This is a genomic window from Streptomyces fungicidicus (genome assembly GCF_003665435.1).
Taxonomy (GTDB): Bacteria; Actinomycetota; Actinomycetes; order Streptomycetales; family Streptomycetaceae; genus Streptomyces; species Streptomyces fungicidicus.
On record NZ_CP023407.1, the window covers coordinates 2,800,556 to 2,814,056 of the forward strand.

The 13,501-nt window shown below is 72.3% G+C and carries 10 protein-coding genes; 6 read left to right on the forward strand and 4 right to left on the reverse strand.

What is annotated here, in order from left to right; genetic code table 11:
• Positions 1 to 10: 10 nt before the first annotated feature.
• The gene (locus CNQ36_RS12580) at positions 11 to 913 is read right to left on the reverse strand and encodes an EamA family transporter (protein WP_121546061.1); all 903 of its coding nucleotides are present in this window, start codon (positions 911 to 913) and stop codon (positions 11 to 13) included.
• 92 nt (positions 914 to 1,005) lie between these two features.
• On the opposite strand from CNQ36_RS12580, the gene CNQ36_RS12585 reads away from it, so the two are divergent.
• The 4 genes from CNQ36_RS12585 (at position 1,006) to CNQ36_RS12600 (ending at position 6,099) form a co-directional block, all read left to right on the forward strand.
• On the forward strand, positions 1,006 to 1,923 hold the full coding sequence (locus tag CNQ36_RS12585; RefSeq protein ID WP_121546062.1) for a LysR family transcriptional regulator: 918 nt from the start codon (positions 1,006 to 1,008) through the stop codon (positions 1,921 to 1,923).
• A gap of 380 nt (positions 1,924 to 2,303) precedes the next feature.
• Complete coding sequence (locus CNQ36_RS12590; protein ID WP_121546063.1) at positions 2,304 to 4,148, forward strand: glycoside hydrolase family 3 protein; 1,845 nt, start codon at positions 2,304 to 2,306, stop codon at positions 4,146 to 4,148.
• Between the two features lie 188 nt (positions 4,149 to 4,336).
• Positions 4,337 to 5,287, forward strand: coding sequence for a YwqG family protein (locus CNQ36_RS12595; RefSeq protein WP_121546064.1), 951 nt, complete (start codon positions 4,337 to 4,339; stop codon positions 5,285 to 5,287).
• Positions 5,288 to 5,451: 164 nt separating this feature from the next.
• Positions 5,452 to 6,099, forward strand: coding sequence for a hypothetical protein (locus tag CNQ36_RS12600; protein WP_121546065.1), 648 nt, complete (start codon positions 5,452 to 5,454; stop codon positions 6,097 to 6,099).
• A gap of 16 nt (positions 6,100 to 6,115) precedes the next feature.
• Here CNQ36_RS12600 and CNQ36_RS12605 read toward each other — a convergent pair whose 3' ends face one another.
• From CNQ36_RS12605 to CNQ36_RS12615, 3 genes are all read right to left on the reverse strand, one after another.
• Positions 6,116 to 7,549 (reverse strand): S28 family serine protease, encoded by a 1,434-nt coding sequence (locus tag CNQ36_RS12605; RefSeq protein WP_121546066.1) that lies wholly within the window; start codon positions 7,547 to 7,549, stop codon positions 6,116 to 6,118.
• A gap of 110 nt (positions 7,550 to 7,659) precedes the next feature.
• Positions 7,660 to 8,046: a hypothetical protein gene (locus CNQ36_RS12610; protein WP_040907124.1), complete on the reverse strand. Its 387-nt coding sequence runs from the start codon at positions 8,044 to 8,046 to the stop codon at positions 7,660 to 7,662.
• A 100-nt stretch (positions 8,047 to 8,146) separates the two neighbouring features.
• Complete coding sequence (locus CNQ36_RS12615; RefSeq protein ID WP_121546067.1) at positions 8,147 to 11,854, reverse strand: ABC transporter ATP-binding protein; 3,708 nt, start codon at positions 11,852 to 11,854, stop codon at positions 8,147 to 8,149.
• Positions 11,855 to 12,083: 229 nt separating this feature from the next.
• On the opposite strand from CNQ36_RS12615, the gene CNQ36_RS12620 reads away from it, so the two are divergent.
• Both CNQ36_RS12620 and CNQ36_RS12625 read left to right on the forward strand, forming a co-directional pair.
• Entirely contained in the window at positions 12,084 to 12,926 is an 843-nt protein-coding gene (locus CNQ36_RS12620) for an endonuclease I family protein (protein WP_121546068.1), read from the forward strand.
• A gap of 210 nt (positions 12,927 to 13,136) precedes the next feature.
• Positions 13,137 to 13,493 carry a peptidase inhibitor family I36 protein gene (locus CNQ36_RS12625; RefSeq protein WP_228312961.1) on the forward strand — a complete coding sequence of 119 codons (357 nt, stop codon included), beginning with the start codon at positions 13,137 to 13,139 and terminating at the stop codon, positions 13,491 to 13,493.
• The last annotated feature ends 8 nt before the right edge of the window (positions 13,494 to 13,501 follow it).

Below are 13,501 nucleotides of genomic sequence, written 5' to 3' on the forward strand. Positions count from 1 at the left end.
CACCGGCGTTTCAGGGGCGGGTGAGGAGCGGATCCGGGGTCGGGGCCGGGGTTTGTCGCCCGGGCCGCGTGACCGAGGCGAGGGCCACGCCGCCCACCAGCAGTGCCGCCGCGCACCAGCGCAGCGGGGTGACCGACTCGCCGAGGAACAGCGCGGCCGACGACATCCCGAACACCGGTACGAGCAGGGAGAACGGCGCGACCGTGGAGGCGGGGTGGCGGCGGAGCAGCCAGCCCCAGGCGCCGAAGCCGAACACCGTGGCGGCCCAGGCGACGAAGAGCACCGTGCCCACGCCCGCCGGGTCGAGGCCCCGCAGCGCGTCCAGGTCCGCCGACGGGCCCTCCAGCAGCAGGGAGAGGACGAGCAGCGGGAGGACCGGCACCGTGCTCACCCAGATCATGAAGTTCAGCGCGTCCGGGGGCGCCGCCTTGCGGGTGAGGATGTTGGAGACGCCCCAGCAGGCGGCCGCCGCGACGACCAGGGCGAAGCCGAGCAGCGGGCCCGAGGCGCCCTCGTCGACCGCCGCCACGCCGATCCCGGCCAGCGCCACCGCCATGCCCACCAGACGTCTGCCGGAGGGGCGTTCGCCGAGGAGGGCGAAGGCGAACAGGGCGGTGAACACCGCCTGGATCTGGAGCACCAGGGAGGACAGGCCGCCCGGCATCCCCGCGTTCATGCCGACGAAGAGCAGCCCGAACTTGGCGACCCCCAGCGCCAGCCCCACGCCCACGATCCACTTCCACGCCACCTTGGGCCGCCCCACGAGGAACACCGCGGGCAGCGCCGCCACCAGGAACCGCAGCGCCGAGAAGAGCAGCGGCGGGAAGTGGTCGAGGCCGACCTCGATGACGGTGAAGTTCACCCCCCACACGGCGGTGACGAGGACGGCGAGGAGCACGTGGGAAGGTCGCATACGTCGAGGATCACCGGCTTCACTCTTCAGCACCAGCGATGATTCCTGCATGGTTGGATGAAGCATCGCTAACCGATCGGGGAGCCGCCGCCATGCTCGACCTGCAGCGTCTGCGCGCCCTGCACGCCGTCTCCGTGCACGGCACCGTCGGCGCGGCCGCCGTGGCGCTCGGGTACACCTCCTCCGCGGTCTCCCAGCAGATCGCCAAGCTGGAGCGGGAGACCAGGACGGTGCTGCTGGAGCGGGAGGGCCGGGGTGTGCGGCTGACCGACGAGGCGCATCAACTGGTGCGCGCCGCCCGGGAGCTGATCGCCATCGTGGAGCGGGCCGAGACGGAACTGGAGCAGCGGCGCGGGGTGCCGGCCGGGCGGCTGACCATCGCCGCGTTCGCGTCGGCGGCCCGCGGGCTGATGCCGCCCGTGCTGGCCGACCTGGCCCGCCGGCACCCCGCGCTCGACACCCGGCTCACCGAGATCGACCCGCACCTCTCCGTGGACCTGGTCGCCAAGGGCGCGGTGGACCTGGTGGTCGCGCACGACTGGGACATCGCCCCGCTGCCCGCGCCGGCGGGCGTGGAGCAGGCGGTCGTCGGTGACGACCTGTGCGATCTGCTGGTGCCCGAGGGGCATCCCTTCGCGGGGCGTACGGCGGTGCGGCGGGAGGAGCTGGGCGGTGAGCGGTGGATCTGTCAGCCGCCGGGGCGGGTCTGCCACGAGTGGCTGGTGCGCACCCTGCGGGCGGCCGGGCACGAGCCGGAGATCGTCCACCAGGCCGACGAGAACCCGACCCTGGTCGCCCTGGTCGCGGCCGGGCTCGGCATCGCGCTGATCCCCCGGCTGGGGCGCGGCCCGCTGCCCGCGGGGGTGGTGGAGGTGCCGCTGGACCCCATGCCCGTACGGCGGCTGTACGCGCTGTGGCGCACCGGCGCGGCCCGCCGCCCGGCGATCGCGGAGACCGTCCGCACCCTGGGCGCGCACTGGCCCGCCGTGTCGGCGCACACACCCCGCTGACTGCCGGCACACGCCCCGCCGACCCCGCCCGGCCCCGGTGCCCCGACTTCGGGGAGGGCCGGTCCGAAAAGGGAACCCGGACCCGCCGCCGTCCGTCCCAGGGGCAGGCTGCCGGATGAGTCTCCGCGGCGCGGTGTCGGCACTCGCCGGCTGCGATCGCCGACCCACCCCTCTCCGCCGTGCCGCGGCCGGCAGCACGCCGTCACCGGCGCGCCCCCTCCCGCTGCGCCGGTGACGGCCCCTCACCCCTCACCCGATGCTGCGCACCGTCTTGACTGGCAGTCTTGACTGGCAGAAACTTCCCGGACATTGGTCACCTCCTGGCAGTTTCCTTCAAGCGGATCCCGGGTCCCCGGGGATCACCTTCCAAAGGAGCGCACGTGCCCGACAGCAGCAACGGAAGCACGGGAAGCACCGCGCGTCCGTCGAGACGCACCGTCCTCGCCGCGACGGCGGGTGTCACCACGGCCCTGGCGGCCGGCGGCACCGTCCACGCGGCCACCGGCCCGTCCGCCCCCGACGACAGAAAGCTGCGCGCCCTCATCTCCCGCATGACGCTGGAGGAGAAGGTCGGCCAGCTGTTCGTGATGCGGGTCTACGGCCACTCGGCCACCGACCCGGACCAGGCCGACATCGACGCCAACCTCAAGGAGATCGGCGTCCGCACGGCCGCCGAGATGCTCGCCCGGTACCGGGTCGGCGGCATCATCTACTTCGCCTGGGCGCACAACACCCGTGACCCGCACCAGATCGCGGACCTGTCCAACGGCATCCAGAAGGCGTCCCTCGGCCTGCCGCGCGGGCTGCCCGTGCTGGTCTCCACCGACCAGGAGCACGGCATCGTCGCCCGGGTGGGCGAGCCCGCCACCCTGTTCCCCGGGGCGATGGCCGTCGGCGCGGGCGGTTCGCGGGCCGACGCCCGCACCCTCGGCCGGATCGCGGGCCTCGAACTGCGCGCGCTGGGCATCCGCCAGAACTACTCACCGGTGGCCGACGTCAACGTCAACCCGGCCAACCCCGTCATCGGCGTGCGCTCCTTCGGCTCCGACCCGCAGTCCGTCGCGGACCTGGTGGCGGCGGAGGTCAAGGGCTACGAGTCGTCCCACATCGCCTCGACGGCCAAGCACTTCCCCGGACACGGCGACACCGTCGACGACAGCCACGCCAAGCTGCCGTACATCCACCACACCCGCGACCAGTGGGAGCAGCTGGACGCGCCGCCGTTCGAGGCCGCGATCGCCGCCGGCATCGACTCGATCATGACGGCCCACATCGTCGTGCCGGCGCTCGATCCCTCCGAGGACCCCGCCACCCTCTCCCGCCCGATCCTCACCGGCATCCTGCGCGAGGAACTGGGCTACGACGGCGTCGTGGTGACCGACTCCCTCGGCATGGAGGGCGTACGCACCAAGTACGGCGACGACCGGGTGCCGGTGCTGGCGCTGAAGGCGGGCGTCGACCAGCTCCTCAACCCGCCGTCCCTGGACGTCGCCTGGAACGCGGTCCTGAACGCCGTACGGGACGGCGAGCTGACCGAGGACCGGCTCGACGAATCGATCCTGCGGGTGCTGCGGATGAAGGCGAAGCTGGGCCTGTTCAAGGACCCGTACGTCACGCACGCCGGCGTCGACCGCACCGTGGGCACACGCTCGCACCTGGCCACCGCCGACCGGATCACCGAGCGGACCACCACCCTGCTCGTCAACGAGGGCGGCCTGCTGCCGCTGTCCCGCCGCAGGACGCCGAAGCTGCTGGTGGTCGGCGCCGACCCGGCCTCCCCGTCCGGCACGACGGGACCGCCGACCGGGGTCCTCGCGGGCGCCCTGACCGAGCTGGGCTTCACGGCCACCGCCCTGTCCACCGGCACGGCGCCGTCCGCCGCCACCGTCGCCAAGGCGGTCGCGGCTGCCGGGGACGCGGACGCGGTGGTCGTCGCCACGTACAACGTCACCGCCTCCAGCAGCCAGAAGACGCTCGTCGAGCAGTTGCTGGCGACGGGGAAGCCGGTCGTCGCGGTGGCGGTCCGCAACCCCTACGACGTGGCGCACCTGCCCGGCGTGAAGGCGTACCTGGCGACGTACTCCTGGACCGACGTCGAACTGCGGGCGGCGGCACGGGTGATCGCGGGCAAGGTGGACCCGAGGGGCAAGCTGCCGGTGCCGGTGCAGCGCGCGGACGACCCGGCGACGGTGCTCCACCCGGTCGGGTACGGGCTGACGTACTAGGAGCCGCCGACGCCACGTCACCCTCGGACGGGTGATGGTCCGAGGGTGACGTGGTGTGCGGACAGCCCTACGTGACGGGGCAGTTGGCGACGAGGGCGTTGTCAGATACCTGCTCTAGCGTGTTGACCGGGCACCGGGCCACGTCCGCGCGGTGCCGGTCAACCGCTCCCCCGGCAGAAAGCGACATCGTGAGCAACTGGGACAGCACCGCCGGCCCCTCCGGCGATCCCGTGGGGCAGACGTCCCGCAGCAGCGCCTTCCGCGCCTTCGCCCGGCGGCACGGGGTGTCCGACGACGCCATCACCCGCCTGCTGTGGAGCATGGAGCCGGCGGTGCACTTCGACTGGAAGGCCCCGGAGAGCGTCCGGCCCGGCGACCGGGTGATCGGTCACATCGGAGGGGCGCCGGCGCTGCCCCTGGACGTGGAGTGGGAGATGGGCGACATCTTCGTCGCGTCCTTCGACCTCGCGGCGGTGCCCCGGACCCTCTTCGACGACGGGCTCCCACGGGAGGGGCACCTCCTGCTGTTCACCTGGTCGGACGCCGGCGGCGGCAAGGCGCTCCACATACCGCCCGGGATCGAGACGACCGTGCGCCCGGTACCCGTCCCGAGCGAACTGGACCTGCAGTTCGGGTCCTCCCACAGGGTGCTGGACCGCTGGGCCATGGTCGCCTCCCGTGACGACGCCTGGGACGCCCACGCCTGGCTCATCGGCGAGGACCACGGGGGCATCTGGGGCGAGGCGGAAGGCGAAGAGGCCGAGTGGCACGCTCGGCTAGAGGCCGCCGTCGAGGAGTACGCCGCCAAGGTCGGCGTCAGGCCGGCCATGGACAACAGCACCGACAAACTGCGGGGAGTGCAGCGGAACGTCCACCGCAGCTGGGACAAGAGCACCGACGCGTTCCAGCGCCTGCGGGAGGAGGCGGTCCTCGAACTCAGGGACGCCCCGGAGCGGTTCGACGAGGTCTACGACCGGGCGTGGCGGGAGCTGCCCGGACAGCCGCTGTTGCACCTCGCGACCTTCAACATGGAGGCGCTCCAGTACGACTGGATGGACGGCGACATCAGCTGGTTGATCAGCCGCGACGCCCTCCGCGCCGGACGGCTCGACGAGGCCGAGCACCACTGGCTGGGCTGACCCCGGCGGCTCGCGCACACGCCCCCGCCTGGCCGGGCGGGCGTAGAACCGGTACGTCACCCGCGCGGGCCGACCGACCCCATACGAGCGAACCATCCCACATGTCCGGCGTGTCCCGTGATCGACCGGCCACACTGGACCGGGGGTCTGCCAGGGGGTCGACGATGCGTGTGAGAACCAGGTGGGTGGCGCCGGCCACGCTCGCGGCGGTGGGCGCGGCGCTGCTCACCGGCTGCCAGAGCGCACCGGGCGGCGCGGCCGAGGAGCGCGGGCGCGCGAGCGGGGAGACGGCGAAGGTGACACCGGAGGCGGTCAGGCCGTCCGGGTACGGGGCGGAGTTCCTCGGGGTCGACGAGTGCAGCTCCTTCGGCCGTACCAGCTTCACCGAGGCGTCCTGCGCCGGTGAGCGTGCCGCGGCCCGCGTGATCGCCCGTCACGACGGCACCGCCCGCGACGGGCCGCGCTGCCCGGCGACCACGGACTTCGTGCTGCACATCAGCGAGCAGCACCCCTCCTCCGACGAGGACGGCGACGGCGTGGTGCCGCGCGGCTACGCCTGCATGCGCCATCTCCAGCCGCCGCACCCCGGCGACCCGGGCGGCGGGGGCGGGCCGCGCACCATCGTCGGCGACTGCGTCTACGACCTGGGCGACGGCCGGGTCCGCGAAACGGCCTGCGACGGCGGCGCCGAGCGGAAACCGGAGTTCAAGGTGACGAAGGCCGTGGACGACCGGTCGGATTGCCCGGCGTCCACGGCCCTCTACGTGCGGCTCGGCGGCGCCTCACCGGTGGGCTGCGCCCGCCCGGTGTAGTGCCGCCCCGCCCCTGCTACGGACGCAGCGTCCGCTCCCGCTCGACGTCCCGCTTGTCCAGCTTGGCGTCGAACTTCGCCAGCGGCTTCGCCGCCGCCGGGTTCTCCTGCACCTTCGCCGGGGCGACATCAGCCCAGTCGAGGATGCGGGCGGTGGCGAACGCCTTCTCGTCGGCGACCAGACCGGCCACGTTCGCGCCGTGGTTCATGCCGGGCGCGGTGAACACGTAGGAGTCGCGCGCGCCGTGCCCGACGCGGAACGGCTCGGCGCCCCACGGGTCGTTCTCGCCGTACACGAACAGCATCTGCCGGGCGTTGTGCCGGACCCAGGTGTCGACGTCCCGCATGACCGACGGCTGGAACCTCATGTCGATCGAGCGCGGCACGAAGTTGCGCGGCGGCTGGTAGCCGTAGCGGACGTACTTCTTCTCGATGTGCGGGAACTGGATCGTCGGGGCGCCCAGCTGCGTACCGGCCTGGTAGTAGTACGGCGTGTACGGGCTGAGGCCCTGATCCGTGTAGAACGAGAAGCCGGAGATCGTGTCGACCGAGGTCCAGATCTCCTCGTCGGTCGCGTTCCTGGCGTCCGCCGGGATGTCCGCGCAGTCGGCGACGGTGCTGTACTGCCAGAAGCCCCACACGTAGTCGAGGACGACGGCCTCGTACGCGCGGTCCAGGCTGCCGATGGTGTCGAAGGTGTAGCCGTTCTCGGCGGCGTACGCCTCGTACTTCTTCTCCAGCGGCGCCCGGCGCACCAGCGCCTCGCGCTGCACCCCGTTCAGCCGGTCGCGGCACTCCTTGGTGCCGACGCCCGCGAAGAACCGGTCGTAGGCCGAGTCCTCCTTGTTCACCACGTCGTTGGGCGCCACGTAGGCGACCACGCCGTCCATGTCGCGGGGGTAGAAGCGCTCGTAGTACGTGGCGGTCATGCCGCCCTTGGAGCCGCCGGTGGAGATCCAGTTCTGGGAGTAGATCTTCTTCAGCGCGGTGAAGATGCGGTGCTGGTCGCTGGCGGCCTGCCAGATGTCCAGCTTCGACCAGTCGGCCGGCTCGGGCCGGGACGGCGTGAAGAAGCGGTACTCCATGGAGATCTGGTTGCCGTCCACGATCTGGGTCGGCTCGGAGCGGCGGGGCGTCGTGGAGACGCTGTAGCCGCCGGTGTAGAAGACGGTCGGCCGCGCGGTGTCCTTGTGCAGCACGGTGATCCGCTGCTCGAACGTGCCCTTGGAGGGCCTGCGGTGGTCGACCGGCTGGGTGTAGTTGAGGACGAAGAAGCGGTACCCGGTGTACGGCTTCTCCTCGATCAGGCTCATCCCCGGTACGGAGAGCAGCCTCTCCTTGATGTCAGTGGTGCCGGTGGCCTCCGGCTCGGCGGCGGTGGCCGCCCCGGCCGTACTCAGTGTGCCTATGAGCACCGTGAGCGCCAGCAGCCATCTGAGCGCCTTGCGCATGCGCACTCCCCTGTGAGACAGATGTGCGCCGGAAGCTATCCGATCAGGTCACCGCGGCAACAGGGGACATGGGGATAACCCTCGGTCAAGGGGCCGTCGGCGTAAGGCTGTCAGCACAGGATCCAGCCGGAGCTGACGGACCCTCCGCCGACCCTGCCCTTCACCCACACGCAGCGGCGCCCGGCGTGCACGGTCACCGGACCGGCGTGGTGCTTGAAGTTGCCCTCGTCGACGACCGGGCGGCCACCGCGCGCCCGGACGCTCACCGACATCTTCCGCTTGGTGCCGGGCTTCTTGGCGAGGGTGACGGCGCAGACGTAGCCGCCCCGCTTGTAGACCACCACCGAGCCGGTGGAGAAGGGCAGCGTGCGCACCTTGCGCCCGGCGCAGGAGGCGGCGGCGTGCGCGTCGCCCGGCGCGGCGACGGCGAGCAGCCCCGCGGCGGTCACCACCGCGAGGCCGAGCGAGAATCGCCGGCGTATCGCTCCACTGCCCACAGTCGTCCTCCCGTACGGCTACGGCGTCTGCCGCGCCAGGCGGCGTACGCGTGTACGGACGCCTGACGTATGCCGGATGGTTGCGTGCCCGGACGGTCTCTCACGCGGGCGCCGGGACGTCCTCCCCTATGAACGTCCGCCACAGCGCGGCGTACTTGCCGTCGAGCCGGAGCAGTTCGTCGTGCGTGCCGTCCTCCGCGACCCTGCCGTGGTCCATGACGACCACCCGGTCGGCGCGGGCGGCCGTGGTGAGGCGGTGCGCGACGACCAGCGTCGTACGGCGGCCCGCCAGCCGGTCCGTCGCCTGGTTGACCTGCGCCTCGGTGGCGAGGTCCAGCGCGGCGGTGGCCTCGTCGAGCAGCAGCACGTCCGGGGCGACGAGTTCGGCCCGGGCGAGCGCGATCAGCTGGCGCTGTCCGGCGGACAGGTTGCGGCCCCGCTCGGCGACCTCGTGGAGGTAGCCGCCCTCCAGCGTGGCGATCATGTCGTGCGCGCCGACCGCGCGGGCGGCGGCCTCCACCTCGGCGTCGGTGGCGTCCGGGCGGCCGTAGGCGATGGCGTCCCGGAGGGTGCCCGGGAAGAGGTACGCCTCCTGCGGCACGACCCCGAGCCGGTGCCGGTAGGCGGTGAGGTCCAGGTCCCTCAGGTCCGTGCCGTCGACGGTGACCCGGCCGCCGGTCGGGTCGTAGAACCGGGCGACCAGCTTGACCAGAGTGGACTTCCCCGCTCCGGTCTCGCCGACGAAGGCGACGGTCTGCCCGGCGGGAATGGTGAGGTCGATGCCGTCGAGCGCCTCCTCGCCGTCCCCGTACGCGAAGCGCACGTCCTCGAAGGCGATCTCGCCGCGCAGCGACGGCACGTCCAGCGGCTCGGCGGCGGGCCGGGTGGAGGCCGGCTCGCGCAGCAGCTCCTGGATGCGGCCCAGCGAGACGGACGCCTGCTGGTAGCCGTCGAAGACCTGGGAGAGCTGCTGCACCGGGGCGAAGAACAGGTCGATGTAGAGCAGGTACGCCACCAGCGAGCCGATCGCCAGCGTCCCGTCGTCGACCCGGCCCCCGCCCACGACCAGCACCGCCACGGCCGCGACCGACGACAGGAACTGCACGAACGGGAAGTACACCGAGATCAGCCACTGGCCCCGGATGCGGGCGCTGCGGTAGCTCGCGCTGCGCTCGCCGAACCGGCGCCTGCCGTCGCTCTCCCGGCGGAACGCCTGCACGATCCGCAGCCCGGACATCGACTCCTGCAGATCGGCGTTGACGCCCGAGACCCGCTCCCGCGCCAGCTCGTACGCCTTCACGCTGGCCCGGCGGAAGAAGAAGGTGCCGATGATCAGCGGGGGCAGCGTGGCGAAGACGACGAGCGCGAGCCCGACGTCGAGGACCAGCAGGGCGACCATGATGCCGAAGAAGGTGACCACCGAGACGAACGCGGTGACCAGGCCGGTCTGCAGGAACGTCGACAGCGCGTCGACGTCGGTCGTCATCCTGGTCGTGATCCGGCCGGTCAGCTCGCGCTCGTAGTAGTCGAGGCCGAGCCGCTGGAGCTGGGCGAAGATCTTCAGCCGCAGCGAGTACAGGACGCGCTCGCCGGTGCGCCCGGTCATCCGGGTCTCGCCGATCTGCGCCGCCCACTGGACGATCACGGTGACCAGGCCCAGCAGGGAGGCCGCCCAGACCGCGCCGAGGGCCGCCTGGGTGACGCCCTGGTCGATGCCGTGCCGGATCAGCACCGGCAGCAGCAGGCCCATGCCGGCGTCGACGGCGACCAGGCCGAGGCTGATGAGCAGGGGGGTGCGGAAGCCGCGCAGCAGACGGCGCAGGCCGTAGGAGTCCTCGGGGCGGACGGCACGCTCCTCGTCGACGTCGGGGACGTCGACGGCCGGGGGCAGCGCCGCGACCTGGGCGAGCAGCTCCGGGGTGGCCGGGGCGCCGGCCAGGGCGGTGTCCTTGGGCTCGCGGTCGCCGGTCCACAGATGGGGGGTGACCCCGCGTTCGGCGTCGAACTCGGCGTCCAGCTCCGCGCGGACCGAGGTGTCCTCCTCCCGCGGTCCGGCGGGCGGGGTGTGGCCCGGGGAGACGCCGCCCAGTTCGTCGGGGTCGGTGAGCAGCCTGCGGTAGAGGGCGGAGCGCCGCTGCAGCTCCTCGTGGGTGCCGAGGTCGGCGAGGCGGCCGTCGTCGAGGACGGCGATGCGGTCGGCGAGGTTCAGGGTGGAGCGGCGGTGGGCGATCAGCAGGGTGGTGCGGCCCCGCATGACGCTCTTCAGCGCCTCGTGGATCTCGTGCTCGACGCGGGCGTCCACGGCGGAGGTCGCGTCGTCCAGGACCAGCAGGCGCGGGTCGGTGAGGATGGCGCGGGCCAGGGCGACGCGCTGGCGCTGGCCGCCGGAGAGGGTCAGTCCGTGCTCGCCGACGGCGGTGTCGTAGCCGTCGGGCAGCTCGGCGATGAACCGGTCCGCCTGGGCCGCGCGGGCGGCGGCGGTGATCTGCTCGTCGGTGGCGTCCGGGCGGCCGTAGGCGATGTTGTTGCGCACGGTGTCGGAGAAGAGGAAGGAGTCCTCGGGCACCAGCCCGATCGCGGCGCGCAGCGACTCGGTGGTCAGCTCGCGCACGTCGTGGCCGCCGACCAGGACGGCGCCGTGCGTCACGTCGTAGAAGCGCGGCAGCAGCAGGGAGACGGTGGACTTGCCGGAGCCGGAGGCGCCGACGACGGCGAGGGTCTCCCCGGGGCGGATCTCGAAGGAGAGGCCGTCCAGGACCGGCCGGCCGGGGTCGTAGCCGAAGGAGACGTCGTCGAACTCGACGGTCGCGGGCGCGTCGGCGGGCAGTTCCTTGGTGCCGTCGGTCAGCGACGGCTCGGTGTCGATCAGCTCCAGGACGCGTTCGGTGCCGGCGCGGGCCTGCTGGCCGACGGTGAGGACGACGGCGAGCATCCGGACCGGGCCGACGAGCTGGGCGAGGTAGGTGGAGAAGGCGACGAAGGTGCCCAGCGTGATGTGCCCGCCCACCGCGAGCCAGCCGCCGAGCGCCAGCATGGCCACCTGGCCGAGGGCCGGGACGGCCTGCAGGGCCGGGGTGTAGCGCGAGTTCAGCCGGATGGTGCGCAGCCGTCCCGCGTACAGCCGCCGTCCGACCTCGCGCAGCTTGCCGGTCTCCTGCGCCTCCTGCCCGAAGCCCTTCACCACGCGTACGCCGCCGACCGCGCCGTCGACCACGCCGGCGACGGCTCCCGCCTGCGCCTGCGCGTACCAGGTGGAGGGGTGCAGCCGGGTGCGGCTGCGCTTGGCGATCCACCACAGGGCGGGCGCGACGGCGACGGCCACGGCCGTCAGGGGCAGCGACAGCCACGCCATGATCACCAGGGAGATCAGGAACAGCAGGAGGTTGCCGAGGGTCATCGGCAGCATGAAGAGCAGGCCCTGGATCAGCTGGAGGTCGCTGGTGGCGCGTCCGACGACCTGACCAGTGGACAGCTCGTCCTGGCGTCTGCCGTCGAGCCGGGTGATCGTCCCGTACATCTCGGTGCGCAGGTCGTGCTGGACGTCGAGGGCGAACCGGCCGCCGTAGTAGCGGCGGATGTAGGTGAGGACGTAGACGGCGAGGGCGGCGACGAGGAGGAGGCCGGCCCAGGTGGTCATGGACCGGGTCTTGGCGCCGATGACGTCGTCGATGATCACCTTGGTGATCAGCGGGACCAGCGCCATCACGGCCATGCCGCCGAGGGACGAGCCCAGCGCGAGGACGACGTCCCTCGGATGACGCCACGCGTATGCGGCCAGTCGCCGTGCCCATCCCCGTTGCGGTGTCACGCGGGTGCCCTCCGATCGTCCTGATCTGCCGCAAGGCACCAACGCGGTGAGCGGCGGATTTCATCCCGCCGCAACGTTCGGGGGCGTTTCTCGTCGTATCCGCCGCCCTCTGTGCCGGTCACTTCTCACCGACACATGACCGACACCTTTCCTTCACCCCTACGCCTACATGTCCATGTCACGCTTCAAGCGGCCACTCCATCAACCCGCGTAGATCGGACGTCCCCACATGCCCGTGACACCCATGCGCCGCCACTGGAAGAGCCTCGCCCTGGCCACCTCGGCCGTCCTGGTAGGTCTGTCCGTCCCGGCGCTGACCGCGCCGCCCGCCGGCGCCGCGACGTCCGCGACGTCCGCGACCACGGCGACCACAGCGACCTCGGCGTACGACGCCTCGTACTACGACGGCGCGACCGGCAAGACCGGTACGGCGCTGAAGGACGCCCTCAACACGATCATCAGCGACCAGACGAAGATCTCGTACTCGGCGGTCTGGAACGCCCTGAAGGTCACCGACCAGGACCCGAACAACAGCAACAACGTGATCCTGCTGTACTCGGGCATCTCCCGCAGCAAGTCCCTCAACGGCGGCGACGTGGGCGACTGGAACCGCGAGCACGTGTGGGCCAAGTCCCACGGCGACTTCGGCACCGCCACCGGACCCGGCACCGACCTGCACCACCTGCGCCCCGAGGACGTCCAGGTCAACTCCATCCGCAGCAACAAGGACTTCGACAACGGCGGCAGCTCGTTCACCAACAGCGGCGGCAGCCTGACCGACTCGAACTCCTTCGAGCCCCGCGACGCCGTCAAGGGCGACGTGGCCCGCATGATCCTCTACATGGCCGTCCGCTACGAGGGCACCGACGGCTGGCCGGACCTGGAGCCCAACGACTCCGTCACCAACGGCAGCAACCCGTACCACGGCCGCCTCTCGGTCCTGAAGCAGTGGCACGAGCAGGACCCGCCGAGCGCCTTCGAGAAGAACCGCAACGACGTCATCTACAACTCCTACCAGCACAACAGGAACCCGTTCATCGACCACCCTGAGTGGGTCGAGTCGATCTGGTAGCGCCGGGCGCCGGTGCTCCGGGGGCGCGCACGCCCCGCGCGGCCGCGCCCTCCGCCCGGCGGGGAACGCTCCGCCGGGCCCCGGGTTCGCTCCATCAGGTGGTGTGGGCGGCGGACCGGGGCGACCGGTCCGGCGCGCCGTGACCATGGAATCGCCCCGGCACGTCCGCCGGGGCGATTCCCTGTCCGCGACGCCATGCCGGAGAGTGCCGTGAAGACCCGTTCCTGGTCCCTTGCCGCCGTCCTCGCCCTGACCGCCCTGCTGCTGCCCGCCCACGCGGCGTCCGCCGCGCCCGCCGCGCCCCCGTCCTGCCCCGACGGGTCGGTGTGCTTCTGGAGCAAGGAGGGCTTCGGCGGCGACTACTGGGAGTGGACGGCCCGCAGCGGCTACCGCGACATGCCGCCCCGCCTGCACGACCACGTCGGCTCGGTGGTGGCGAGCACCCGGGCCTGCTTCGTGAACTGGCAGCCGGTCGAGAGGCGTGACGTCTTCAACGGCGACTGGCGCTCCCGCTACCTCGGCGACTTCGGCGGCCGGATCGACGGGGTGGGCCCGGGCGCCTGCTGATCCGCCCG